This is a genomic window from Bradyrhizobium sp. AZCC 1577 (genome assembly GCF_036924575.1).
Classification (GTDB): Bacteria; Pseudomonadota; Alphaproteobacteria; order Rhizobiales; family Xanthobacteraceae; genus Bradyrhizobium.
Window position 1 is genome coordinate 2,246,755 of record NZ_JAZHRQ010000001.1, and the last position, 25,119, is coordinate 2,271,873.

General features: G+C 63.6%; 20 protein-coding genes. 5 read left to right on the forward strand and 15 right to left on the reverse strand.

Annotation, left to right across the window (positions count from 1 at the left end; genetic code table 11):
* Positions 1-2: 2 nt before the first annotated feature.
* The 10 genes from V1278_RS10565 to V1278_RS10610 all read right to left on the reverse strand — a co-directional run bounded on the left by V1278_RS10565 (position 3) and on the right by V1278_RS10610 (position 13,848).
* Complete coding sequence (locus V1278_RS10565; RefSeq protein ID WP_334380659.1) at positions 3-2,912, reverse strand: flotillin family protein; 2,910 nt, start codon at positions 2,910-2,912, stop codon at positions 3-5.
* 24 nt (positions 2,913-2,936) lie between these two features.
* The gene (locus V1278_RS10570; protein ID WP_334364705.1) at positions 2,937-3,770 is read right to left on the reverse strand and encodes a phosphoenolpyruvate hydrolase family protein; all 834 of its coding nucleotides are present in this window, start codon (positions 3,768-3,770) and stop codon (positions 2,937-2,939) included.
* Positions 3,771-3,772: 2 nt separating this feature from the next.
* A complete protein-coding gene (locus tag V1278_RS10575; protein WP_334380660.1) occupies positions 3,773-6,001 on the reverse strand; it encodes an ABC transporter permease in 2,229 nt (742 codons plus the stop codon).
* The gene (locus tag V1278_RS10580; RefSeq protein ID WP_334364703.1) at positions 5,994-6,776 is read right to left on the reverse strand and encodes an ABC transporter ATP-binding protein; all 783 of its coding nucleotides are present in this window, start codon (positions 6,774-6,776) and stop codon (positions 5,994-5,996) included. Before V1278_RS10580 ends, V1278_RS10575 begins: the two co-directional genes overlap by 8 nt.
* Entirely contained in the window at positions 6,769-7,851 is a 1,083-nt protein-coding gene (locus tag V1278_RS10585; RefSeq protein WP_334380661.1) for a branched-chain amino acid ABC transporter permease, read from the reverse strand. The genes V1278_RS10580 and V1278_RS10585 overlap by 8 nt, the downstream gene beginning before the upstream one ends.
* A gap of 1 nt (position 7,852) precedes the next feature.
* Positions 7,853-8,863, reverse strand: a complete 1,011-nt coding sequence (locus V1278_RS10590) for a branched-chain amino acid ABC transporter permease (RefSeq protein WP_334380662.1) — start codon at positions 8,861-8,863, stop codon at positions 7,853-7,855.
* Between the two features lie 129 nt (positions 8,864-8,992).
* The gene (locus V1278_RS10595; protein ID WP_334380663.1) at positions 8,993-9,820 is read right to left on the reverse strand and encodes an AraC family transcriptional regulator; all 828 of its coding nucleotides are present in this window, start codon (positions 9,818-9,820) and stop codon (positions 8,993-8,995) included.
* Positions 9,821-9,959: 139 nt separating this feature from the next.
* Positions 9,960-11,210 carry an ABC transporter substrate-binding protein gene (locus V1278_RS10600; protein WP_334380665.1) on the reverse strand — a complete coding sequence of 417 codons (1,251 nt, stop codon included), beginning with the start codon at positions 11,208-11,210 and terminating at the stop codon, positions 9,960-9,962.
* 209 nt (positions 11,211-11,419) lie between these two features.
* Positions 11,420-12,847 carry an MATE family efflux transporter gene (locus V1278_RS10605; protein ID WP_334380666.1) on the reverse strand — a complete coding sequence of 476 codons (1,428 nt, stop codon included), beginning with the start codon at positions 12,845-12,847 and terminating at the stop codon, positions 11,420-11,422.
* Positions 12,847-13,848, reverse strand: coding sequence for an alpha/beta fold hydrolase (locus V1278_RS10610; RefSeq protein ID WP_334380667.1), 1,002 nt, complete (start codon positions 13,846-13,848; stop codon positions 12,847-12,849). Before V1278_RS10610 ends, V1278_RS10605 begins: the two co-directional genes overlap by 1 nt.
* Positions 13,849-14,099: 251 nt before the next feature.
* Here V1278_RS10610 and V1278_RS10615 point away from each other — a divergent pair, with 251 nt between their 5' ends.
* The gene (locus V1278_RS10615; RefSeq protein ID WP_334380668.1) at positions 14,100-14,735 is read left to right on the forward strand and encodes a TetR/AcrR family transcriptional regulator; all 636 of its coding nucleotides are present in this window, start codon (positions 14,100-14,102) and stop codon (positions 14,733-14,735) included.
* Between the two features lie 131 nt (positions 14,736-14,866).
* On the forward strand, positions 14,867-15,634 hold the full coding sequence (locus tag V1278_RS10620) for an SDR family oxidoreductase (protein WP_334380669.1): 768 nt from the start codon (positions 14,867-14,869) through the stop codon (positions 15,632-15,634).
* 65 nt (positions 15,635-15,699) lie between these two features.
* Here V1278_RS10620 and V1278_RS10625 read toward each other — a convergent pair whose 3' ends face one another.
* The 5 genes from V1278_RS10625 to V1278_RS10645 form a co-directional block, all read right to left on the reverse strand.
* On the reverse strand, positions 15,700-16,491 hold the full coding sequence (locus tag V1278_RS10625) for a calcium-binding protein (RefSeq protein WP_334380670.1): 792 nt from the start codon (positions 16,489-16,491) through the stop codon (positions 15,700-15,702).
* A gap of 439 nt (positions 16,492-16,930) precedes the next feature.
* Positions 16,931-17,905, reverse strand: coding sequence for a TRAP transporter substrate-binding protein (locus V1278_RS10630; protein WP_249734513.1), 975 nt, complete (start codon positions 17,903-17,905; stop codon positions 16,931-16,933).
* Positions 17,906-17,919: 14 nt separating this feature from the next.
* Positions 17,920-19,227 carry a TRAP transporter large permease gene (locus V1278_RS10635; RefSeq protein ID WP_334380671.1) on the reverse strand — a complete coding sequence of 436 codons (1,308 nt, stop codon included), beginning with the start codon at positions 19,225-19,227 and terminating at the stop codon, positions 17,920-17,922.
* A 1-nt stretch (position 19,228) separates the two neighbouring features.
* Positions 19,229-19,774, reverse strand: coding sequence for a TRAP transporter small permease (locus V1278_RS10640; RefSeq protein ID WP_334380672.1), 546 nt, complete (start codon positions 19,772-19,774; stop codon positions 19,229-19,231).
* A gap of 269 nt (positions 19,775-20,043) precedes the next feature.
* Positions 20,044-21,015, reverse strand: coding sequence for a LysR family transcriptional regulator (locus V1278_RS10645; RefSeq protein WP_334380673.1), 972 nt, complete (start codon positions 21,013-21,015; stop codon positions 20,044-20,046).
* A gap of 144 nt (positions 21,016-21,159) precedes the next feature.
* Between V1278_RS10645 and V1278_RS10650 the strand changes: the two genes are divergently transcribed.
* The 3 genes from V1278_RS10650 to tkt are packed head-to-tail and all read left to right on the forward strand — an operon-like array spanning position 21,160 to position 25,118.
* On the forward strand, positions 21,160-22,197 hold the full coding sequence (locus V1278_RS10650; protein WP_334380674.1) for a class 1 fructose-bisphosphatase: 1,038 nt from the start codon (positions 21,160-21,162) through the stop codon (positions 22,195-22,197).
* Between the two features lie 12 nt (positions 22,198-22,209).
* Positions 22,210-23,085: a phosphoribulokinase gene (locus tag V1278_RS10655; protein WP_334380675.1), complete on the forward strand. Its 876-nt coding sequence runs from the start codon at positions 22,210-22,212 to the stop codon at positions 23,083-23,085.
* Positions 23,082-25,118 (forward strand): transketolase, encoded by a 2,037-nt coding sequence (tkt, locus tag V1278_RS10660; protein WP_334380676.1) that lies wholly within the window; start codon positions 23,082-23,084, stop codon positions 25,116-25,118. Before V1278_RS10655 ends, tkt begins: the two co-directional genes overlap by 4 nt.
* Position 25,119 lies beyond the last annotated feature (1 nt).

The window sequence follows — 25,119 nt, forward strand, 5'->3', positions numbered from 1 at the left end:
GCTCACCCTTTCTTGCGCGGTCCGCGTTCAGGGGCGGGTTCGCCGGGGCCGGGGACCGCAGGAGGCGCCTCGGACTTGCCTTCAAGCTTCCCTTGGCCGCCCTTACGCGCGGAGTCCCTGATGCCCTGCATATCGCGCGCTTCGCGAATCAGGCCGGGCATCTTGGCAAGGCTGCCGCCCTCGACGCCGATATCGGAAAGGATCGAGTCGATCAGCGGCGCCTGCACCCGGTAGCGCAGCGCCGAGTCGATCACCTCGTCGGTGGCGCTGCGACCGCCATTGCCACCGCCGCCGGCTCCATTGAGGCCGTCGACCTGAAGGATGCGGATGCCCTCGATCTTCTCCATCGGCTTGACGCTCTCGCGCACGATGCCCTCGATACGGTCGAGCAGCTTGCGACGGAACAGCGAGTAGCGCGCCTGGTCGGTGAGCACGTTCTCGGCCTCGTTGAGCAGCCGCTGCGCCTCGGCTTCGACCGCGGCGCGCACGCGTTCGGCGTCGGCAGCGATACGGGTCTCCTCGGCCCGCTTCTCCGCCAGCAGCACCTCGACGGTCTTTTGTCGTTTGGCGATCTCGCTTTCGCGCGCGGTGACGACGCGCTCGGCCGCTTCGGTCGCCCGCACCCGCGCATCCTCGGCGGCCACCTTGGCGGCGGACTCCTCCAGCGATTTCTGGTACAGGGCGATCGCCTTTTCCATCAACGCCGTTTCGACGTCCTTCTCGCGATTGACCTCGAGTTTCCGCAAGTCTCGCTCGCGGCCGATACGGGCCTCGTCGAGGCCGCGGTCGGCGGCGATGCGCGCCCGCTCGACTTCCTCGCGGGAAGCAATCTCGGCTTCCTGCAGCGCCTGGACACGGCCGACTTCAAGCTGCTCGATCGCGCGCCGGCGTGCCAGCCGGGCGGCCTCCAGCGCCTGTTCACGCGAGACGTCCGTGGTCTCGACTTCCTTGCGCGCGTTGATCTCGGCCTGCTTGACCTGGCGGTCGGCGTCGATGCGCTCGGAGCGCTTGGCGGCGAGCGCAATCACGCGCTCCTCGTCGGCGATCTCGACCGCTTTCTTCTGATCGATATTGAGCACCTCGCGAGTCCTGGACGAGGCGATGCGTTCGGCTTCGAGCGCCAGTTCGACCTCGACGCGGCGCCGCTCGATCGCGTCACGCCGCTTGAGTTCGGCGGCCTCGATGGCTTCGGTACGCTCGATCTCGAGTCCCCTTGTTTCTCGTTCGGCCCGAATACGCTGCGCGGCGACGACCTTCTCCTGGGAGATGCGGGCGGCCTCGATCGCTTCGCGCGAGGCGATATCGGCCTCCTCGACGGCGCGGTTGCGCGCGATTTCGAGCGAGCGAACGCGTTCTTCCTGGGCGATGCGGGAGGCTTCGGTCGCCTCTCGCGCCGAGATACCTGCGACCTCGAGCGCCTGGTTGCGCTCGATTTCCAGCTTGCGCGTGGTGTGCTCGGCGGCGATCCGATCGGCTGCGAGTGTCCGTTCGCGTGCGATCCGTGCGGCTTCCACGGCCTTCTGCGCCTCGATCTCCGCTTCCTGGATCGTGCGGACCTGCTGGATTTCCAGCGCGCGGGTGCGCTCGTCGGACGCAATGCGTTCGACGTTGACGATCGTGGTCTGGGCGATGCGCGCTTTTTCGGTCGCCTCGCGCGCCGCGATCTCGGCTTCTTCGACCGCGCGGGTGCGCTCGATCTCGCGCCGGCGGGTTTCTTCCTCGTTGGCGATCCGCGCGTCGGTGACGGCGCGGTCCTGCTGGATGCGCGCCTTCTCGATTGCTTCGCGTGCCGTGATCTCGGCCTCCTCGACGGTCCGCGTGCGCTCGATGTCGCGCTGCCGCACCTCTCGCTCGGAAGCGATGCGGGCGGTATCGACCGCGCGCTGATTGGCGATCTTGGCCTTTTCGATTTCCTCGCGCGCCAGCAGCTCCTTTTCCTCGACGGCGCGCGTGCGCTCGATCTCGCGGTGCCTTGTTTCGCGCTCGGAGGCGATCCGCGCTTCGGCAATGGCGAGCTCGTTGGCGATGCGCGCCTTTTCGATCGCCTCGCGGGCGGCGATCTGCGCCTGCTCGGCTTCGGTCTCGCGCAACGCGCGCTCGCGAGCTACTTCGGTGCGCTGCAGCGCCCGGCGCATCTCGATGTCGCGTTCCTGTTCGAGGCGGGCGGTCTCGCTCTCGCGCTCGATCTCCAATGCCTGCCGCTCGGCATCGAGGTTGCGGGCGCGGATCTTGATCATCGAATCCTGTTCGATGTCGTTGCGCAGCTTGCGCTTGGCCTCGATGTCCTCCATCAGCCGGGTGAGGCCCTCGGCGTCGAAGCGGTTCGACGGATTGAAATATTCGAGGTCCGTCTGGTCGAGATCGGTGATGGCAACCGATTCGAGTTCAAGTCCGTTCTGGGCCAGCGCTTCGGCAGCGGCAGCTTTCACTCGCGCGACATATTCGCCGCGCTGCTCGTGCATCTGCTCCATGGTCATTTCGGCGGCCACTGAACGTATGGCGGAGACGAACTTGCCGGAAAGCAGGGCGTGCAACTGCTCCGGCTCGAGAGTGCGCCGCCCGAGCGTGGCGGCGGCGATCGCGACGGCTTCACGGGTCGGCTGCACGCGCACGTAAAAATCGGCCTCGATGTCGATCCGCATGCGGTCGCGGGTAATCACCGCGTCATGCTTGGCCCGCACGATCCCCATCGGCAGCACGTTCATGTTGACGGGCGTGTAGTCGTGAATGAACGGCAGCACGAAGGCGCCGCCGTTGATCACCACGCGCTCGCCCAGGAGACCGGTGCGGACGAAGGACACTTCCTTCGACGATCGGTGGTAGAGCCAGTTCACGATATAGACGACAATGGCGATCACGATGATCGCGACGATCAGCCAGAGGATCAATTCGCCAACCAGAGTCCCCGACATCTCTTCCTCCCTTTGGTCTCGGCGTTACCGCGCGCCGATCGCCTTGAATTTGCGAACCTGTTCCGTCAGCGCTCGCTCCACCGGCAGGCGCTCCATCGAGGAGGCGCCGTAGAAGCCGTGGCACTTGCGCGTATGTTTCATGATGAAGTCGGCGTCTGCGGGCTCGGCGATCGGGCCGCCATGGGCCAGAACCAAAATGTCCGGATTGACGCTGAGCGCGGCTGCCGCCCAGGTGTCGATCTGTTCCGGACAGTCTTCGAGCTTCGGCGCGGTATGCGCACCGATCGCGCCGCCGGTGGTCAGGCCGAGATGGCAGACGATGATGTCGGCGCCCGCGATCGCCATTGCCGCGGCTTCGCTCTCGCTGAACACATAGGGCGTCGTCAGCATGTCCTTGTCGCGCGCCTTGGCGATCATGTCGATCTCCAACGCATAGGACATCCCGGTTTCCTCGAGGTTGGCACGGAACACGCCGTCGATCAGGCCGACGGTCGGAAAGTTCTGTACGCCGGCAAAGCCGAGCGCCTTCAACTGATCGAGAAAACTGTCCATGTCGCGGAACGGGTCGGTGCCGTTGACGCCCGCCAATACCGGCGTCCGGGTGACGACGGGGAGCACTTCGCCAGCCATCTCCAGCACGATCGCGTTGGCGTCGCCATAGGGCATCAGTCCGGCGAGGGAGCCGCGTCCTGCCATGCGGTAGCGGCCGGAATTGTAGATCACGATCAGGTCGACGCCGCCGGCTTCCTCGCATTTGGCCGATAGGCCGGTGCCCGCGCCGCCGCCCACGATCGGCTCGCCCTTGGCGGCCATGTTGCGAAACTTCTTCAGGATGGTTGAACGTTCGAACTTCGCCATGGTCACCTCGCGACTTTCCGACGTGTCCCCGGGCGTCCGACCAGAGGACGGAGCGCGTTGACGATGGCGGATGCAAATTCGGGTTCGTTGATGTGGCGCCTGATGCGGATGAGCTGGCGGTTGCCGGTCTGGCGCACGCTGCGTTCCAGCGCTGTAAACAGCGCCGCGTCGGCTTCCGGATCCCAGAACGGCTGGCTAGGGGCGTCGAGCGCGGAAACGCCGCCTTCCGGCAGGAAGAAGCGCACCGGCCCGTCCATCCGGTTGAGTTTTTCGCCGATCCAGCGGCCGATGCGGTCGTTCTCTTCCGGCGTGGTGCGCATCAAGGTCACCTGCGGATTGTGAACGTGCAATTTGCGCTGGCGGTAGCGTTCGGGAATGGTGTCGGGCGCGCCGAAATTGACCATATCGAGCGCGCCGGCAGAGCCGATGAAGGGGACGCGGCTGCGGATGATCGCGCCAAAGCGGTCGTCGGTCGCCGGGAACACGCCGCCCATCAGGAGATCGCAGACTTCCGTCGTCGTGAGATCGACGACGGCCGCGAGCATTCCGGAATCGACCAGCTTTTCCATCGAGCGGCCGCCGACGCCGGTGGCGTGGAAGACGAGACACTCGAAATCACTGCGGAGATCGGCGGTGATCTTCTGCACGGCTGGTGTTGTCACGCCAAACATGGTGATGCCGACAGCGGGCAACGCAACCCGCGCGTTACGCTCGGCCGCGCTTTGATTTTCGAGACGCGCCTTCACCATGCCGGCGATGGCGTTGGCGCCGTTGGCGAGCACGGCACGCGAGATCGAGTTGAGCCCCTGCACGTCGGTGACCGAATACATCATCGCGATATCGGCAGGTCCGACATAAGGGCCGACGTCTCCCGATGCGACGGATGAGATGATGAGTTTCGGCACGCCGACGGGAAGGCCGCGCATGCCCGGCGCGACCAGCGAGGCGCCGCCGGAGCCGCCGGCCGAAATGATGCCTGCGACACTGTTCTGACGGCGCAGCCAATTGGCGAAGGCATCGGCCATCGCGGTCACCGACGCGCCGCGGTCGGACCCGAACACGCTCGACCCGCCGCGGCCGTGGTTGAGCGCGATTTCCTGGGCGGAGACGTCGCAGGTGGCGAGCTTGCCGCTGGTGGACACGTCGACCAGGCGCGTCCGCAAACCGTGTCCGGCGATCACGTCGCGGACGAAGCGCAGCTCCTCGCCCTTGGTATCGAGAGTGCCAACGACGAGCACGACGGGCGGTCCCGATACGACGCTCGCGCCTATCTGACGCTTTTGCCGAGCTGCGTCTTCGATACGCGTAACTCCGGTCGAAAGCGTGCGCGCTGCAGCCTCAATGCGCGCAATCGGTGCCGGCTGCGACCAGCGCGTCGGCAGCGTGGGATTGGAGATATAGATGCGGATTGGCGCCGTGCCCGGGGCGCGCGGCGGGGAGGGGCGCGCCTTCTCCGCGCTCGCATCGGTAGCTTCAATATCCGCTTCCGGCTCGGCGTGGACTCCAACGACTCCCACACCGAGCAGACGTTGTTGCAACTCGCGGTCGGCGGCAAGGCGCGCGGAGTCGATGATGCGATTTATGCGGCCATTGACCATGATCGCGACGTTCTTCGAAATCGCCGTGGCAACGCCGATGTTCTGCTCGATCACCAGCACCGACATCTCGCCGTCTTCGGCAAGCCGCACCAGCATTTCCTCGACCTGGGCGACGATGACAGGCGCAAGGCCTTCGGTCGGCTCGTCCATGATGAGGAGGTGCGGATTGGTGAGAAGCGCGCGCGAGATCGCCAGCATCTGCTGTTCGCCGCCCGAGAGCTGGCCGCCACCATGATCTTTGCGCTCGGCAAGGCGGGGAAACGTCTCGTAGATGCGATCGATGGTCCAGACGCCGCGCCGCATCCCGGCCGCCAGCCGCAGATGTTCGTCCACGCTGAGCGAGCGCCACAGCCGTCGTCCTTGCGGTACGTAACCGACGCCTGCTTGCGCGATCCGGGCCGGGCTGAGGCGGGTGATGTCCTCGCCGCGGACGCGAACCGAACCACCGCTCGCCCGCAACAAGCCCATGATGGTCTTGCACAGCGTGGTCTTGCCCATGCCGTTGCGGCCGACCACCGAGAACACGCCGGAATCGAGAGTCAGGTCGACGCCCTGCAATGCATGGGAATGGCCGTAGTAAACGTCGAGACCCCGGACTTCGAGTGCAGGTGCTGAACGGCTGAAATCACTCATGGCCGGCCCCCAGATAGAGTTCCTGCACCTCCGGGTCGGCTTCGATCTCGTGCGGCAGGCCTTCTTTGAAGACACGGCCGTTGTGCATCATCGTGACGCTTTCGACGACGCGAAGCGCGACATCCATGTCGTGCTCGATGATGATGTAGCCGATATGGGCGGGCAGCGACGTCAGGATATCGATCAATTCGCGCCGCTCGGTGGGTGACAGGCCCGCGGCCGGTTCGTCGAACAGGATGAAGCGCGGCGCGCCGGCGAGCGCGAGCGCGATCTCGAGCTGCCGCTGCTGGCCATGGGCGAGTTCCGCGACCCGTTGCTCGCTGATTGATGTCAGGTGCACCGCCTGGATCAGTGCCTCTGTCGCATGCATGAGGGCATCGTTCGCCCCAGGGCGCAGCGGCGAGAATCGCCCGCGAGAAACGCCGCGGCAGGCGAGGTAGACGTTGTCCCTCACCGTAAGGCCGGGGAACAGTGCCGATATCTGGTACGTGCGGCGCAAGCCGCGCCTGATACGCTCATAAGGCGGGAAGTGGGTAATGTCCTCGCCGAAGAAGCGGATGGTGCCGGAGGACGGCGGAAAGTCGCCGGTCACGCAATTGAACAGTGTCGTCTTGCCGGCGCCGTTGGAGCCGAGAACGGCGCGGCGTTCGCCCGGACGAACCGTGATGGTGACGTCGGTCAGCGCCGCGAGCGCGCCGAACAGCCGGGTCACGCCGCGCAGCTCCAGCGCGGCGCCGGCGCCGACAGCAGAAAAGCGTGGCGCGGCGCTATCCATGGCCGTGGCCTCCGCCCGCACGTTTATCGACGGCGGCTGCGCCACGGCGCCACCGCTCCCATAGCCCGATCACGCCATCCGACGACCAGAACACGATGGCGAGGAAGCCGAGGCCGATCAGCAGCCGGAAGCGATTGCCGTCGAGCCCGAGCTTGACCAATAGATCGAGCGCGAAGGTGCGCAGGATGACGAAGATGAAGGCGCCGATGAAGGGTCCGATGGGGCGGGTGATGCCGCCGACTACAGCGATGATCAGGATGTCGATGCAGGCGCCGACGCTGACCGAGCCGGGCGAAATCTGCCGGTAGTTCCAGACCTGCAACACGCCGCCGAGTGCGGCGATGAAGGCCGCGAAGGCGTAGGCCGCCACGCGGTGCGCGTTGACATTGAAGCCGAGCGCCGCCATGCGGCGGGGATTGTCGCGCACGCCCTGCAGCGCGAGGCCGAAAGGCGCGCGCGAGACGTATTGAACGGCGAAGTAGCAAAACGCTGCGACGCCCAACGTGACGTAATAAAAGGGGATATCGGAGCGCCAGTCGATGCCCCAGAAGCGCGGCGTGGCGATGGTGTTGATGCCGGTGTGGCCGCCGAAGATCGCCCAGTTCTGGTTGGTGAAATAGTAGAAGGCCGCGCCGATCGCGAGCGTGATCATGATGGTGTAGATGCCCTCGGTGCGCACCGCGAGCGCGCCGCCGAGCGTGCCGAAGGCCGTGGCCAGAATGAGCGCCATCGGCGTTGCGAGCCACCACGGCCAGCCGAGGCTGATATTGGTGTTGGCGCTCATGCCGAACACCGCGACCATATAGGCTGCAAAGCCGGCGACGGTGAGCTGCATCAGGCTGACCATGCCGCCATAGCCCGCCAGGAACATTAGGCTGAGCGCGACGGTCCCGAGGATCAGCGTCGTGGCAAAGATCTCGATCAGGAAGAAGCCGTTGGCGATGAACGGCGTGATCAAGAGGATCACGGCCACCAGCCAGACCGCCGGCTTGTTGAATTCCGGCCATGCCAACAACGCCGCGCGCACTTTTGCCGGTTGACTGGTCTGAGGATGTGCGCCCTGGACCAACGACATGTCAGCGCCTCGCAAGCAGGCCCTGCGGCCGCAGCGCCAGCACCAGCACCATGATGAGGAAGGTCACGACAATCGCATAAGTCGGGATGTAGACGGAGCCGAGCTGCTCGGCGAGGCCGATGATGACGGCGCCCAGCGCCGCGCCCGGGATCGATCCCATGCCGCCGACAATGACGACGACGAGGGAAGCGAGCAGAAAACGGGTATCCTCGCCGGGCGAAAGCGACTGAAAGGTTCCGCCGACGACGCCCGCGATGCCGGCAAGGCCGGCGCCAAGCGCGAACACGGCAACGAAGACGAGCTGGATAGGAACGCCGGTCGCCGCCAGCATGTCGCGGTCATCGACGCCGGCGCGCACCATCATGCCGACGCGGGTTCGGTTGAGCGCCAGCCACATCGCGATGCCGATCACGATCGCCGCGACCAGGATCACGAGCCGCACCAGCGGATAACGCAAATAGACCGCCTCGCCCGACGATCTGACCGCGGTGACCAGCGGCAATTCGATCGGGCCGACCAGCCAGCTCGGCGTCTGGATCTGATAGAAGTCACCGCCGAAGGCCCACAGCATCAGATCGGCAAACACGATCGAGAGCCCGATCGTGACCATGGTCTGGCGCAGATCCTGCCCTTCCATGCGGCGGAAGACGGCGATCTGCAGGACGATGCCGACCAGCGCCACACCGAAAAATGCGATGATGAAGCCGAGGATCCAGGAACCGGTCCAGGCGCTGATGGCGTAACCGATGTAGCCGCCGAACAGATAAAGCGAGCCATGCGCCAGATTGACGTTGCGCATCAGGCCGAAGATGAGCGTGAAGCCGCTGGCCACCAGGAAGTAAAGGCTGCCGAGCGTGATGCCGTTGAACAGGGCGTTGAGAAAGACCCGCTTCCTGCCGATCGCCTCTTCAAGGCCGGGCGGCCAGACGGCAAGGATCAGCCACAACAGCACCGCGACGGCGATCAGCAGGATCAGCGCCCATGCCGGATGGCGTTCGATAAATCTTGTCACGGTAGCAGCCCGGCCGTCGCCATACCGTCCTCCCAGACGCCGCGGCCGTTTCGGCTCGCGTTTTGGGGCATCCTAACGGCGCCGCGGACCTTGCACTTGATTGTCAGTATCTTTTCGCGCCGGATACGCTCAGGGGCGCAAGACTTTGGCGGCGCGGCGGTATTCAGTCGGCGCCATCCCGACATTGGCCGCGAAGAAGCGGGTGAAGCCGCTCTGGGAGGAGAAGCCGAGATCGAAGCCGATATCGGCGATCGGCACTTCGGTCGCGACCAGGGCGTCCAGCGCCTGTTCCATGATCAGTGTATTGAGGTAGAGGTTTGGCGTGACGCCGGTCTGGGTGCGGAACAGCCGGTAGAAGTGCGGGCGCGACAGCCCGGAGGCCCGCGCGATCGAATCCAGCTCGATCTCGGCGCCTGGGCTTTCGGACATCAGCTTGATGGATTTGCGGACGCGAAAGTCGGTGACGGCGGTGGCGGTGCGCGTCTCCTGCACCGGCTCGGACGTCTGCCAGCTTTCGTCATAACAACTGTCGATCAACTGCCTGAGTTCGCAGTCGAGGCTGCTCAGCGAAGGCGCGCCGCACACCAGCGCGGCAGAGCGGCGAATATGCCTGTCGAGCGTGGCCGTACGCTTGAAGCAGGTGCGGCCGAACCGCAGGCTGTGGGCGCGGGCCGCGTCGGGGGCGAACCATTCGGCGTTAACGTAAAGGACGAAGAAGATCGCCCCGTTCTCCAGGTCCGTCGGGACAAAATTGTGCGGTTCCCAGGGGTTGACGGCAACGATGGAGTCTTCCGCAAGCAGCCATCGCTCATCGCACACATCAATGCGGGCTGGCGTTCCACCGACATGAAAAATCAGGTGCCCTTCGCGATGCGCATGCATGTTGAAGGGGCGGTTCAACTGATAGACCGTCGCGCGACCGAACCGGCCGTGGAAGACGGCGAGAGCCTTGCTCATGCCTTCCCTCCCGCGGGATGTTCTTGTCTTTTCAGTCAGCGTTCAACATCCGCCGCGAGAATGCAAGGGAAGATCACATGCTGCCCGGCCGCGCCCGGGGCCCCGGCGTGACCGGGGCCCGTTCGCAGATGCGAAGAACTCAGTACTTCTTGCACTCCGGAACCGTCCGGCTCGGCAGCCCGATCTTGGAGAACACTGCCGGGTCGTAGCCGAGCGTCTGGTTCACGTTCGGAATCACCTTCACGACCTTGCTGAAGAGGGCGCCCTTGCCGTCATCCACCACTTCGGTGACGAAGTTGGTTCCGATCGCCTGGCGGTTGGAGTCGAGCTTGATCTTGCCGTTGGGCGCGTCGAGTTCGATCTTGGCGAGGGCTTCCTTGAGCTTGGCCTGGTTGTTGCTGAGGTCGCCGTTGACCTGGCGCAGCGCGAGTATGAGCGCCATCGTCGAGTTGTAGTAGTTGGTGGCGAGCAGTGACGGGCTCGGGAACCGCTTGTTCGGCGGGAAGGCGTCCTGATAAGCCTTCACGAATTTCTGCCAGCCCGCATCCTCCCAGGTATCGGCCTGACCGCTCGCGGCGATGGTGCCGAGCAGCGCATTCTTGGCGTTGCCCTTGGCGGAGAGGATGGTCTGGTCGACCATGATCGAGCCGCCCATCAGATGCGCCTTGCCGCCGGCCTGCTGATATTGGTTCAGGAAATTGACGGCGTCCGCGCCGCCAAGGCCGAGATAGATTGCATCAACGTCGTCGGGCAGGGCGGCGATGACGGAGGCAAAGTCCTTGGTGCCGAGCGGCACCCATTGCCGGTTAGTGACTTGTCCGCCGGCCCCGCAGAACTCGAGCACAAGCCCGAACACCTGGGTGTAGATGAACGAATAGTCTTCGCCCACCGTTGCGATCTTTCGGTAACCCTTAGTGTCGTAAGCGTATTTGCCGAGGCCCACCTGCCACTGGGCGCCGTCCATGTTGTAGCGGAAGAAGTTCGGCGCCGGATCGACATAAGTGGTTTCCTGCGCGCCGGAAGCAGCATTCACAAAGGTCAGCTCGGGGCGCGTCTTGGCAAAGTTCTTGACTGCGATGCCTTCGTCTCCGGACAAGGGCGAGAGCAGGATCTGGACCTTGTCCTGTTCGATCAGCTTGCGCACGGCGCGGACAGCGGAGTCTGGCGTGGCATCCGTCGAAGCGATGATGAATTCGATTTCCTTGTCGCCGACCTTCTTGCTGAGCGTGTTGATCGCCGTTTGATGCCCGCGGATTCCGTCCTCGCCGAGCACCGTATAGGTGCCTTCGAGGGTCGCGGTGACGCCGACCTTGATCTTCTCTTGAGCTAAGGCGGCGCCGGAAAGCAACAGGCTGCTCAGCGCGACCAGTCCCGCACAGCTTCTAAACATCGAACCCCTCCCTTGTATCGCCAGTTTTTCTATAGGTCGTTCCGAAATCGCCATGCCCTTCACAGTGCATTGCGACCGGGACCGCCGGGCGAAAAGCTAGCCGATGACTGGGGCGGCGCACGCAGCTTCGCCCGCTGCAACTTGACCGGTAGTCTCATTTTGCATGCTGCGCCGCGACGAGATGCCGAGGCTGGCGAAGCCAGCGGAGCCTAGCCGGTCCGCCCCCAGCCACGGAGCCAAAGCGCAGATGCGACGATGCCCCCGGAAACGATCGAGCCCGCGGCAACGGTAATGAAGAGCTCCCGCAATCCGCCGCCAAGATAGGCAACGACGAGCCAGCCAATTCCCGCCGCGACGAGCAGCCGGACGGTTCCGCCGAAAACCGGCCACATCACGCGGCCGGCGCCTTGGCCCGCGAAGTAGAGCAGCATTCCAAGACCCGCCACGCCGTAGAAGGGGGCTACATTGCGGAAATAGATCGAACCGGCGGCCAGAACCTCAGGCTCCGTGCTAAACAGCGTCAGCCAGGCGTGTGGAAATATCGTCACGACAAGTCCGAGGAGTTCGGTGACACCGGCCGCAAAAAACGCGGCAACCCAGGCGATGCGCTCCGCCCGCCTGATCTGGCCCGCTCCGATGTTGACCCCGACCATCGTGAGCGCTGCGCTGCCAAGCGCGAAGAGCAGCGGAATCTGGATGTAATCGAGGCGCGATGCAATTCCGTAGCCTGCGATGGCGTCAGTGCCGAACAGCCCGACGGCGCCAGTGACCAGGACGACAGTCAAATTGGACTGAATGGTGCCGATGGCCGACAACCCGCCGACGCCAAGAATATCGCCAAGTTGCCGCCACTTGATGAGGCGCACGTCGAACGGCAGTCGCAACGAGGCCCGGGCGGAGCGCATGTAAACGATCAACACGAGCGCACCAACGAGATAGTAGACGACGACGGCAACGCCGGCTCCCGGTACGCCGAGCCGCGGAAAGGGGCCCCAGCCGAAGATCAAGGCCGGCGAAAGCGGAAGCAGCACGAACACGCCCAGCAGAATGACGGCCGCCGGCGCGACCGTGTTGCCTGCGCCACGAAGAGCCGCCGCCAGAAGGCTGACGATCCAGACAAAGATCGCCCCGAAGAAGATAACGTGGCCATATTCGAGAGCTGCGCCGAGGGCTCCTGCCTGACCGCCGAGCAAGCGGTAGACAGCCTCGCCGAACAGCCACTCGGCGGCGGCAAAGATCACTCCGAAAGCAATGGCGAGAACGAGTGCGTTGAGCGCCAGCGCCTCGGCTTCCGCCACCTTGCCGGCGCCCATCGCACGCGCGATTGCCGATGCGACACCACCACCGATGCCGCCGTTCGACATCATCTGCATCAGCATGAAGACGGGAAACACCAGGCTGACGCCCGCCAGCGCTTCCGTCCCGAGGAAGCTGACGAAATAGGTCTCCGCGACCCCGACCAGGGTTTGCACGACCATGACCACGAGCGTCGGCAGAGCGAGCGTCAGCAGCGTCGGCAGCACGGGGCCCTCGAGCATCGACCTCTGCTTGACCTTCGCCGCTTCGTTTTCTTTCACGCTGCCGGCCACGGCCACCGGTCGCGGCAACGACGATTGTTGCGGCGTCAGGGTCGTCATCATCGGCTCGGCAGGGTTCGAATAAACTCGATCAGCGCGGTGCTGACCTCGTTCGGCCGCTCCTGCTGGGTCCAGTGGCCACAGCCGGGCAGCATCTGAATCTTGCGCAGGCCGGGAACGAAGTTCTTCTGGTTGGCGAGCAACTGGTCCGTTCCGGGAAACGAGAGCAGGAAATCACGATCGCCCGCGATGTAGAGCGCCGGTACAGACACTTGCATGCCGGCCACAGCACCCGTGATTTCCCAGTTGCGATCGATGTTGCGGTAGTAATTGAGCGCGCCCCGGAAACCGGTTCGCTTGAACTCCTCGCCATAAAAGTCGATGTCGCTTTCGCTGATCCAGGATGGCAGGATTTCGGGGGCGCCGGGTCCTTGCAGAAATCCGCCGCCCTTCCGCACCATGCCAAGGTTCGGCGCGGGCTCGCCCGCAGCGACGGCCGCGCGAGCCGCGGCTACGCCGTCCCCGGACGCTCCGAACAGCATGTTGCGAATGGTCGCGCGCGGATCGCGCTCCAATTCCGCCTCGGCCGGTCCGGGCTCCATGAAATAGAGCTGGTAGAATTGCGCCGTCTCCGTGCGCGGCATGAGACTGGTCGGCGCCACTTTGCCGCGCGGGCGGAACGGGACGCTGAGGGCTGCCACCGCCCGGAAGCGGTCGGGCCGCATGAGAGCTGCCTGCCAGGCGATGCTGGCACCCCAATCATGACCGGCGATGACGGCGGTCGCCGCGCCCAAGGCATCAAGAATACCCACCATGTCGCCTACGAGATGCAGGATCGTGTACTGATCGACCGCTTGCGGTGCGTCGCTCTTGCCGTAACCACGCAAGTCCGGAGCGACGACACGGAAGCCGGCGGCAGCAAGCGCATCGATCTGATGCCGCCAGGAGAACCAGGATTCGGGAAAGCCGTGCACCAGCAGCACCAGCGGTCCCTCGCCCTGTTCGGCAATGTTGATGCGGATGCCGTTGCATTCGATGATCCGTTGCGTGGCCTTGCTCATTTTTCCATCCCGCTTCGAAGTTGCTGCTGATGCGTTTGACGAGATCGCGTCGGGGGCAACTCGCAATGCGAGCGGTGCCAAGGCCGCCGCTAGTAGCTGACGTCTGTTCATGGACTTTCCTCAGGCTAAGCCGGCAGCGAGTGGGTGAACGCCGCCGATCTTTACCGTCACAACCAGTTTTGGTACTGTCTGGTACCCAATGAGCGATGTATGGTACCACTGGGTACCGAGTCAAGAGGGAAATGACATCGATGAGTCCGAAGATGAAGCCGCGCGAGGAAGAAACCGATGGCGCCGCAGTCCAGAAGCGGATTCTCGGCGCGGCGCTTTCGGCATTCATGGAGGGCGGCTATGCGCAGACCAGCACGCTGGAGATTGCGACACGCGCACGCGTGTCGAAACGCGAGCTTTATTCGCTGTTCGGCAACAAGGAAGCGATGCTGGTCGCCTGCATCACCGAGCGCGCCCGGCGGTTGAAAGCGCCGGCCGATTTGCCCGAGTTGCGCGACAGGGAAACCCTGGCCAACGTGCTTACCGCTTTTGGAACGAGGCTTTTGACGGAAACGACCGATCCGGTCGTCGTTGCTGTGTTCCGGCTGGCGATATCCGAAACAGTGCACGCGCCAAAGGTTGCACAAGCGCTGGACTCGCTCGCTCGCCGGCCTGCGCGTGACTCATTGCGAGAGATCATGGCGAACGCCAAGTCAGCCGGGCTGTGCGATGGCGATCCTGCCGCGATGGCAGAACAATTCTTGGGGCTGCTCTGGGGCGACCTGATGACCGGCCTGCTGCTTCAAGTGGCCGATCGCCCGAGTGCCGCCGAAATCGCGCGGCGGGCCCACGCGGCAACGACAGGGTTTCTAAACATCCATCCGAAGCCCAGGTGAAATCGCCTGTCTTTGCCAGCAACGCGCCGGTACGCTCACCATCTCGGATGATCTGCCGTTTTGGCTTGACCGCGGTGTGCGGTATTTCTACGTCCATCCGACCCACCCTGCACGCATGGAGAAGGTCCGCCGTGGCATTTGAACTGTTCAATCTGGCCGGCAAACGAGCCCTCGTCACAGGATCGTCCCAGGGGATCGGCCTCGCCATCGCGCGAGGGCTTGCCGAGCATGGCGCCTCCGTGGTCCTGAATGGACGGGAGCGCAGCAAGCTTGAAGCCGCCGCCGCAAGCTTGACCGCAGCCGGGCACAAGGTTGCGGTCGCCGGTTTCGACGTCACCGTGGCCGACGATGTCCGCGAAGGAGTTGCGACAATCGAACGGACGGATGGGGCGATCGATATTCTCGTCAACAACGCCGGCATGCAGTTTCGCACGCCGCTTGAGGATTTTCCCGCGGAGAAGTGGGAGCAATTGCTCAGGACCAATGTCTCGAGCGCCTTCTACGTCGGCCAGGCCGTCGCGCGCCACATGATCCCGCGCGGAAAGGGCAAGATCATCAACATCGCGTCGGTTCAGAGCGAGTTGGCCCGCCCGGGCATTGCCCCGTACACCGCTACCAAGGGAGCGATCAAGAACCTCACGCGCGGCATGTGCGCCGATTGGGCCAGGCACGGACTGCAGATCAATGCCATCGCGCCGGGTTACTTCAAGACCCCGCTGAATCAAGCGCTGGTCGACGATCTCCAATTTTCAGCGTGGCTTGAAAAGCGGACGCCGGCCTCGCGCTGGGGCAACGTGGACGAACTGATAGGCGCCGCCGTCTTTCTGTCGGGAGATGCCTCGTCCTTCGTCAACGGGCATACGCTCTACGTCGACGGCGGCATCACGACCTGTCTTTAATTGTTGGCGCTTCTTTCACGCAGCCCGGCACAAGTCTTCAAGGAGCGTTTCGCGCCTGGCAGACGTCAAGCCGGTTTCGCCTCGCCTGACCGCGCACGCAAGGCACTGAACGCGTCGACCTTGATTTCGGCGCTTGAGCCATCAGCGAAGGAAAGGTTTACCGGATGGAAGCCGATATCCAACGTCAACTGGTCCGATCCGTCTCCGAAGGACACTGTTGCGACGTTTCCTGATATCGTGACGTTCATATTCTCGGCCGAAAAGCCCTCGCCCAGTTTGATGGTGACGTCGCGGTTGGTGAAGATGGTATCCTTGCCATCGCCGACGTTGAACAGGATTGTGGAGCCCCGGTCAGCGCGAATCGTATCGTCGCCGGTACCGCCGGCAACGATCGTTCCATTGTCCCCATCGATGGTGTCGTTGCCGGCACCGCCCTCGACATAGCTGCCGACGAGAGCTGAGATGGAATCGTTGCCGTCACCACCATAGGCGCGGCTGTCGGACCATACCGAGATCGTGTCATTCCCTGCGCCACCATCGACCAGGCTCTCCGACCAGGCGCTGATCGTGTCGCTTCCGGCGCCACCCATCGTCACGGTATTTGACCAGGCGCGCACCATGTCGTCGCCATCGCCGGCATCCACGGCGCTATCGGACCAGACGTCGATCTGGTCGTTGCCGGCGCCGCCATAGACAGCCGATCCCGACCAGGCACGGAGCGAGTCATTTCCTGCGCCACCATCGACGACGCTATCGGACCAGGCATCGATCGTATCGTTGCCATCGCCGCCATCGGCGAGAGTCTTGCTCCAACCGGACAGCGCGTCGTCGCCGTCGGTTCCCGGGCGATATGACATTCCGAGTTCCTGCAACCGCAGCAAGAACGCCTGTACCATCGGTGATTGGCCGATGCTGCCGGTGGACGGGGTTGAAGCTCCGCTTTGCGATTTCTCGTTCGATGAAGCCTGATGGTTGGACGCCAGCGTGGCCAAAAGCTGCGGCGGCTCCGGCGGCTGCGGCAACTGCCAGGGTCGGAACGATGGGGAAAGAGGATTGTAGAGCACTCTCATGGCGGCATTTCCAAACCCGGTTGCCGCCCTCTGCGAGCGGCGACACGCTGTGAAGATGCCAGAACGGTATCGCGATGCTCCTAAGAAATAATTACTCGTCTACCTAAGGATGTATCGAAGGATACTTGTCGGCAGCATTATCATTTCGGGTAAGCGGGCGTCGTCCGTGAAATGGCAGCGTCCGGCAATCAACGCCGGACGCTGCGAGCGCAAGATAATGCTGGTCTTACTTCTTGTAGGCGGCGATCACGGCTTCACCATCAGCACCCGCCTTCTTGAGCCAATCGGCCGTCAACTGCTCGCCGATTTTCTCGAGGCCGGACTTCAGCGCCGGAGGTGGTGGCAGCACCTTCATCTTGTTGGCCTGAAGCTGTTCGAGATACCACTTCGCCTTTTCTTCCGCGAGCTTCCAGCCGCGCTCTTCGGCGACCGCCGCTGCCTTGAGGATCGCGTCCTGCGTCGGCTTGTCGAGCGCATCGAAAGCGGCCTTGTTCACGAAGGTGACGTTCTTCGGGATCCAGGCCTGCGTATCGTAAAAATGCGTCATGGTTTCCCAGGACTTGCTGTCGTAGCCGGTCGAGCCCGAGGTCATGAACGCGTTCACGACGCCGGTGGCCAGCGCCTGCGGCAGTTCCGCCGCCTGGATGGTGACGGGCTGCGCGCCGACAAGTTCGGCGATGCGCGAGGTGCCGACGTTATAGGCGCGCCACTTCAAGCCTTTCATATCCTCGACCGTGTTGAGGTCCTTCTTGGCATAAATGCCCTGCGGCCCCCATGGCACCGCGAACAGAAGCATCAGTCCCTGCGACGCGAGCTTCTTTTCGATGGCGGGTTTCGAGGCGAGCCACAGCTTCTTGGCTGCCGGATAGCTCGTCGCCAGGAAGGGGATCACGTCGATGCCGAACATCGGATCTTCGTTCTCATGCAGCGAAATCAGAACCTCGCCGGCCTGCGCCTGGCCGGTTGCGACCGCGCGCTTGATTTCCGGCGCCTTGAACAGCGACGCGGCGGGATGCACGGTGATCTGCAGCTTGTTGCCGGTGGCGTCGGCAACGTCCTTGGCGAACGCGATCAGATTCACCGAATGCGGATTGTCCGCCGGATAGGCCGCCGGAAGATTCCATTTTGTCTGCGCCATTGCGGGGGCGGCAAGCGCCGCGATGCAGGCGGCCAATGCGCACGTCTTTATAAGTCTGAACATGACAATACCTTTCTCTAGCCAGGGAACGCGATCCGCGGCAGCAGCATCACGATATCAGGAAAGACCGTGATGATGGCAACCGCCAGAACGAGCAAGAAGAAGAACGGCAGGGCCGCCTTGGCGACCGTGTTGGAATCCTTGCCGCTCATGGTCTGCAGGACGAACAGGTTGAAGCCGACGGGCGGAGAGACTTCCGCCATTTCCACCACCAGCACCAGGAAGATTCCGAACCAGACCAGGTCGAAGCCGGCCTGCTTCACCATCGGAATGACGATGGCGGTGGTCAGCACGATCATGGAGATGCCGTCGAGTGCCGTGCCGAGCACGACGTACATCACGGTGAGCGCCGCGATCAGCGCATAGGGGCTGAGCTGGAGCCCGTTCACCCAGTTCGCGAGCGCCATCGGGATGCCGGTATAGGCCATCGACGTGCCCATGTAGGAGGCGCCCGCCAGGATCAGCAGGATCATGCAATTGACCCGCGTCGCGCCCATGACGCTCGCCCAGAACGATTGCCAGGTCAGCGCGCCCTGCCACCATGCAATCGCGAGCGACCCCAACACGCCCCAGGCCGCGCATTCTGTCGCCGTCGCCCAGCCCATCAGCAGCGACAGAAAGACGAAAATGATCAGCAATAGACAAGGAATGAGATTGAGCGACTCGGCAATGCGCCTGCGAAAGCTCATGGACGGTTCCGCCGGCGGCGTGCTTTTCGGATTGGCGAACGACCAGATCGCGATGTAGCCGGAATAGAGCGCCATCACCAACATGCCCGGCAGAAAGCCGGCGAGAAAGACCTGAATGATGGAGACGTTCGCCTGCACGGCGTAGACCACCATGGTGATCGACGGCGGGATGAGGATGCCGAGCGTGCCCGCACCGGCGAGCGAGCCGAGGCTCAAGCCTTCGTCATAGCCGCGCTTCTTCAATTCGGGCAGGGCGATCTTGGCGACCGTGGCGCAGGTCGCGGCTGACGATCCCGACACCGAACCGAACACGCCGCAGGCGAGGACATTGACGTGCATGAGCCGGCCCGGCAGCCAGTTCAGCCACGGCGCAAACCCGCGGAACATCTCCTCCGACAGGCGCGTGCGGAACAGGATCTCGCCCATCCAGATGAAGAGCGGCAACGCCGCGAGCGACCAGGATGCGCTGTTGCCCCACACCGTCGTCGCCAGCACGCTGCCGGCCGGAATGCCGCCGGCGGCGAATTGCATACCGGCCCATCCCGTCGCCATCAGGGCGACGGCGATCCAGACGCCGGCGCCAAGCAGCAGCGCCAGGAATCCCAGCAGGATGGCGGCGATGGAAAGCAGCTCCATCTCAGACCCCGCTCTGCATGGCACGCTCGACGATTTCCTCGGCGCTCTGCGCCTTCGGCAATTCGTAGCGCGGCGCAAAGCCGCGCAGCACATGGATCAGCTCATCCACGAAGGCGATGAAAAGAATCGCGAGGCCGCCGCTGTAGCCGAGCTGCGGAATCCACAGCGGCACCGCGATGACGCCTTGCGAAATATCGGAAAATTTCCACGACTGCCAGGTCATGATCGCGGCATGCCAGGCGAAAAAGCCGATGAAGCCGACGCCGACCAGGAGGGCTGCGATCTCGACATAATGGCGCACATTATCGTTGAGGCGGTCGATCAACAGGCCGACGCGGATCATCTCGCCGTGCTTGAACGTATGCGCGAGCCCGAGGAAGGCGGTCGCCGCCATGCACCAGGAGATGAAATCGTCGCCCGCCGGAATATTGATGCCAAACGGCCGGCCACCCGACAGCAGCAGCATCAGGACAAAAATCGCAATGAGGAAAAGTCCGGCAAGATAGCCGGAGAAAAGGTAGAGCCGATCAAGAAACACGCGGATCATAATGAGTCCTTACCCCTCGCACGCATATTGCCTGGAAGCAATAGACGTACCATTTTCGGTCGTTCCTACTGGAAGGGCCGATCGATCCGCGTCCCGCCAAAGCGACCGAAATCAGCCTTCTAAGGGGATAGGTTTTCGGAGTTGTTGGGGACAGTCAAGGCAGGACGCACGCAAATCCTGCGACTCTTTCGGCGGGATACCATTCCGATCGCGGCCGGACCTTGGCCCTAGTCCTTCTCTCGTGCAAAGCGAGGTGAAAGCAGAGCGCGTCAGCCGCGCCTGGCACGGTCTGACGGCCGGGTGAGGCGCAGCCTGCGATGGGTGCGGGGCAGAAACTGCTTGCCCTTGGCGCTGAGGAAATCGAGCATTGCCTGCGCCGGCGGCAGCAACACCTTGTCCTTGCGTGCAAGCGCGAACCACTGCCGCACGATCGGCAGACCATCGACGTCCAGGGTGACCAGGCGCCGTTCGTCGAGCTCGGTCGCGACCGTGTGCGCAGAGAGGAAGGCGATGCCGAGCCCTGCGATCACCGCCTGCTTGATGGTCTCGTTGCTGCTCATGGCGAGGCCGATCTTGGGGCGGATGCCCGACGTCTCGAACAATTGCTCCATCAGCCCGCGCGTTCCGGACCCCGGCTCGCGCGTCAGGAAGGTTTCGCCGGCGAGCTCGCGCGGCGCGATGCGGGATTTTCGTGCCAGCCGATGCGCGGTCGGCGCGATGATGACGTGGGGATGATCGCCGATCAGGTGGACGTTCATGTCGATATCGGCGGGTGGGCGGCCCATGATCGCGAAGTCGAGATCGTAGCCGCGTAGCGCCTCGCCGACCTCCTGGCGGTTGCCGATCGAGAGCGTGATTTCGACGTTCGGATAGAGCTTCGAGAATCCGGAGATCATGAACGGCACGAAATATTTCGCCGTCGAGACCGCTCCGATCGAGATGCGGCCCGCGGTCTTTCCCGCCATCATCTCCAACGTGGTCTCGCAATCGGTGATCGCCGCCTCGATCCGCTCGGCGAGCGCCAATACCTCGCGCCCGGCATCCGTCAGCAGCATGCCGTCGCCGGTGCGCTGGATCAGCGGCAATCCCGCGACCGCCTGCAGGTTGCGTAGCTGCAACGTTACCGCAGGCTGTGTCAGGTATAGCTGCTTCGACGCGGCGGTGACCGATCGGTGCTTCTGCACGGCAGCCAGCGCGCGCAATTGGCGGATGGTCAATTCGCGCAACAATCGGCCGGCCATGGCACGCTCCATTATAACAAAAACTTTGCACAGGCCAAAGATAACAAAATTTCCCTAATTCGGCAAACTGCGCTTGCTTAAGAGCGCGGGTCGCCAATCGGCGGACGCTTCGACAGCGCCGAGAGAGCGCACCGGGAGACGGCCATGGACGGACGCGTGACGCTGCGTTCACATCTCGAGAAGTCTATTGCGCAGATCCCGCATGGCGCGGCGGTCGGTGCGGTGATCGAGGCCATTGCCGCCGCTGCAATCGAACTCGCCGCGCTGATTGCGAATGGGCCGCTCGCCGATATCACCGGGCAGGATAGCGGCATCAATTCCGATGGCGACCGGCAGAAAGACATCGACATCGTCGCCGACGAAATGATGCGGCGTGCGCTGCGCGACGCGCCGGTGGCGGCGGTCCTTTCCGAGGAGGCGGCGCTGCCGGAAACCTTGCGGCCCGAGGCGCACCTGTGTGTTGCGATCGATCCGCTCGACGGATCGGCCAATCTCGAAAACAACATCTCGCTCGGCACCATCTTTTCGATCCGCCCGCGAGGCAACGACATCCTTTCGACTTTCTTTGAGCCCGGTACGGCGCAGTGCGCGGCAGGCTTTTTCGTCTACGGTCCACAAACCACGTTCGTTCTCGCGCTCAACGCGCGCGTCGATATCTTCATTCTCGACAGGCGCGCGGGGGAATTTCTGCTGATCCGGCAGGCCGCGCAGGTCGCACGCGATACGCCGGAGTTCGCCATCAATGCGTCCAATCGCCGGCACTGGCATGGTCCCGTTCGGGCCTACATCGATGAATGTCTCGCCGGTACCAGCGGTGGCGGTGAGGCGGATTTCAACATGCGCTGGATCGGTTCGCTGGTTGCGGAATCGCTTCGCATTCTGGCGCGCGGTGGCGTGTTTCTCTATCCGGCCGATGCCCGCCCCAGCTATCGCGAAGGGAGGATTCGCCTGCTGTACGAGGCCCATCCGATGGCGCTGGTAATGGAATGGGCGGGCGGCGCGGCCTCGACCGGACGGCGGCGAATTCTGGAAGTGGCTGCGAGAACGCCGCACCAGCGGGTGCCGCTGATCATGGGTTCTTTGCGTGGCGTGCGCGACATCGCCGCCATTCACGAAAGGATCGAGCCGATGTTCGACAATAGCGATGCGCCGCTGTTTGCGCGGCGCGGCCTGTTCCGCTGACGGAGCATCACGATGTCGCGGGCTCATCCCATCATATCGATTACAGGTTCGTCGGGCGCCGGCACCACGTCGGTGAAGAAGACGTTCGAGCAGATCTTCCGCCGCGAAAAAGTGGTCGCGGCCTACATCGAAGGCGATGCCTTCCATCGTTACAATCGTTTCGAGATGCGCAGCAAAATGCTGGAGGAGGCCGAGCGCGGAAACAAGCATTTCAGCCATTTCAGTCCGGAAACCAACTTGTTCGAAGAGCTCGAAAAAGTGTTTCGCGACTACGGTGAATCCGGCACCGGAATGACGCGTCATTACGTTCACGACGACGAAGAGGCGAAGCTGTACGGCGCCAAACCGGGAACATTTACCGAGTGGGACCAACTGCCGGCAGGCTCCGACCTGCTGTTTTACGAAGGGTTGCACGGCGCGGTCGTGACCGAAAAGGTCAACGTGGCGCAGCATGCCGATCTCAAGATCGGCGTCGTGCCGGTGATCAACCTGGAATGGATCCAGAAGCTGCATCGCGATCGTCGCGACCGCGGCTATACCGCTGAAGCGGTGACCGACACCATCCTGCGGCGAATGCCGGATTATGTGAATTACATCTGTCCGCAGTTCGCCGAGACCGACATCAATTTCCAGCGCGTGCCGACCGTCGATACGTCGAACCCGTTCATCGCGCGGTGGATTCCGACGCCCGACGAATCGATGGTGGTGATCCGTCTCAAGAATCCTCGCGGCATCGATTTTCCCTATCTGCTGTCGATGATTCCGCACAGCTTCATGTCGCGCGCCAATTCGATCGTGATCCACGGGGCAAAGCTCGACCTGGCGATGCAGCTCATCCTCACCCCACTGATCCTGCAACTGATGGAACGCAAGAGGCGCACGATATGAACGCTCCCGCTCTGTCCCGCATAGCCAGCCGCCCGGATCTGTCACACGCAGAGATGGCGAACGCTATACGCTTCCTGGCGATCGACGCTGTTGAAAAGGCGAAGTCCGGTCATCCGGGCATGCCGATGGGCATGGCTGACGTCGCGACCGTTCTGTTTTCGCGCTTCCTCAAATTCGATCCCTCGGACCCGGCGTGGCCGGATCGCGACCGCTTCGTGTTGTCGGCCGGCCATGGCTCGATGCTGCTGTATGCGCTTCTGCACCTCACCGGGTACGAAGGCATGACGCTGGACGAACTCAGGGCCTTCCGCCAGTGGGCGTCGAAGACACCGGGACACCCCGAATATGGCCATACGGCGGGCGTCGAGACGACCACCGGACCTCTCGGGCAGGGCATTGCCACGGCCGTCGGTATGGCGCTGGCCGAGCGGTTGATGAACGCCCGCTTCGGCGACGACTGCGTCGATCATTTCACCTACGTAGTCGCGGGCGACGGCTGCCTGATGGAGGGGATCAGCCACGAGGCGATCTCGCTGGCCGGGCATCTCAGGCTCAATCGTCTGATCGTGCTGTTCGATGACAACGAAATCTCGATCGACGGCGCCACGTCACTGTCATGCTCGGATGATCAGCTCGCACGGTTCAAGGCGGCGGGGTGGTCGGCCAGCCGAATCGACGGCCACGATCCCGAAGCGATCGCGGCCGCGATCGAGCGGGCGCGCAACAGCGACCGGCCGTCGCTGATTGCCTGCCGCACGATCATCGGCTTCGGCGCGCCGAACCGTCAGGGAACCGAGAAGGTCCATGGCGCGCCGCTGGGTGGCGAAGAAGCCGCCAAAACCCGCGATGCGCTGAACTGGCCGCACGCGCCGTTCGAGATCCCGGAAGCCGTCCTCGCGCAGTGGCGTCAGGCAGGCCGCCGCGGGCATGCCGCCCGCCGCTGCTGGATCGAACGGACCAAGCGTCTGAGTTCGGATTCCCGTTCGCCATTTCACGATGCGCTGAATCGCAACCTGCCGTGCAGCTATGCGCAAGCAATGACAAAGCTGCGCGATGACTTCGCGACTGAGCGACCGAATATTGCCACCCGGCAGGCGTCGCAGCGCGTGATTGATGCAATCGCCGAGGCGCTGCCCAATCTGCTCGGTGGCTCGGCGGATCTCACGCATTCCAACCTGACGCGGGCCAGGACCCAGCGGCCGGTGCAGCCCGGCTCATTTGCAGGCAGCTATATTCACTATGGCGTCCGCGAGCATGCCATGGCGGCGGCGATGAACGGCATCGCGCTGCATGGCGGCTTCATCCCCTATGGCGGTATGTTCCTCAGCTTCGCCGACTATAGCCGTCCGGCGATCCGGCTAGCGGCGCTGATGAACATTCGTGTCATCCATGTGATGACGCACGACTCCATCGGGCTGGGCGAGGATGGCCCCACCCACCAGCCGGTCGAACATCTGGCATCGCTTCGGGCGATCCCCAATCTGCTGGTCTTCCGACCGGGTGATGCCATCGAGACCGCCGAGGCGTGGGACTGCGCGCTACGGGCGCAGGCCAGTCCGTCCGTGCTGTGTCTGTCGCGGCAAGCGCTGCCTGCCTTCCGCGAGGACGGTGGTGACAATCTGGTCGCGCGGGGCGCCTATGTCGTCGTTGAGCCGGAGGGCGGACGCGATGTCACGCTGATCGCGACCGGATCGGAAGTCTCGATCGCCATCGAGGCTGCGAAAACGCTCGCAATGGATAGTGTTCGCGCGGCCGTCGTCTCGGCCCCGTGCTTCGAGTTGTTCCGTCAGCAGTCACACGAGTACCGGGCGGAGGTTCTTGGAGATGCCCCGCGGATCGGGGTCGAAGCCGCGGTCGAGGGCGACTGGGCGCGCTGGCTCGGCGACGGTGGCGAATTCGTCGGTATGACCGGCTTTGGCGCATCAGCGCCGGCGGAAACACTCTATCGCGAATTCGGCATTACCGCGAACGCTGTCGCCATAGCGGCTATGCGCTGCATCGCGCGGTCAAGAATGACGGCAACCTGGGCATGAC

Coding starts and splice junctions, on each gene's coding strand:
- V1278_RS10565 (WP_334380659.1), bottom strand. CDS start 2,912: ATGTCGGGGACTCTGGTTGGCGAATTGATCCTCTGGCTGATCGTCGCG.
- V1278_RS10570 (WP_334364705.1), bottom strand. CDS start 3,770: ATGGCGAAGTTCGAACGTTCAACCATCCTGAAGAAGTTTCGCAACATG.
- V1278_RS10575 (WP_334380660.1), bottom strand. CDS start 6,001: ATGAGTGATTTCAGCCGTTCAGCACCTGCACTCGAAGTCCGGGGTCTC.
- V1278_RS10580 (WP_334364703.1), bottom strand. CDS start 6,776: ATGGATAGCGCCGCGCCACGCTTTTCTGCTGTCGGCGCCGGCGCCGCG.
- V1278_RS10585 (WP_334380661.1), bottom strand. CDS start 7,851: ATGTCGTTGGTCCAGGGCGCACATCCTCAGACCAGTCAACCGGCAAAA.
- V1278_RS10595 (WP_334380663.1), bottom strand. CDS start 9,820: ATGAGCAAGGCTCTCGCCGTCTTCCACGGCCGGTTCGGTCGCGCGACG.
- V1278_RS10600 (WP_334380665.1), bottom strand. CDS start 11,210: ATGTTTAGAAGCTGTGCGGGACTGGTCGCGCTGAGCAGCCTGTTGCTT.
- V1278_RS10605 (WP_334380666.1), bottom strand. CDS start 12,847: ATGACGACCCTGACGCCGCAACAATCGTCGTTGCCGCGACCGGTGGCC.
- V1278_RS10610 (WP_334380667.1), bottom strand. CDS start 13,848: ATGAGCAAGGCCACGCAACGGATCATCGAATGCAACGGCATCCGCATC.
- V1278_RS10615 (WP_334380668.1), top strand. CDS start 14,100: ATGAGTCCGAAGATGAAGCCGCGCGAGGAAGAAACCGATGGCGCCGCA.
- V1278_RS10625 (WP_334380670.1), bottom strand. CDS start 16,491: ATGTCATATCGCCCGGGAACCGACGGCGACGACGCGCTGTCCGGTTGG.
- V1278_RS10630 (WP_249734513.1), bottom strand. CDS start 17,905: ATGTTCAGACTTATAAAGACGTGCGCATTGGCCGCCTGCATCGCGGCG.
- V1278_RS10635 (WP_334380671.1), bottom strand. CDS start 19,227: ATGGAGCTGCTTTCCATCGCCGCCATCCTGCTGGGATTCCTGGCGCTG.
- V1278_RS10640 (WP_334380672.1), bottom strand. CDS start 19,774: ATGATCCGCGTGTTTCTTGATCGGCTCTACCTTTTCTCCGGCTATCTT.
- V1278_RS10645 (WP_334380673.1), bottom strand. CDS start 21,015: ATGGCCGGCCGATTGTTGCGCGAATTGACCATCCGCCAATTGCGCGCG.
- V1278_RS10650 (WP_334380674.1), top strand. CDS start 21,160: ATGGACGGACGCGTGACGCTGCGTTCACATCTCGAGAAGTCTATTGCG.
- V1278_RS10655 (WP_334380675.1), top strand. CDS start 22,210: ATGTCGCGGGCTCATCCCATCATATCGATTACAGGTTCGTCGGGCGCC.
- tkt (WP_334380676.1), top strand. CDS start 23,082: ATGAACGCTCCCGCTCTGTCCCGCATAGCCAGCCGCCCGGATCTGTCA.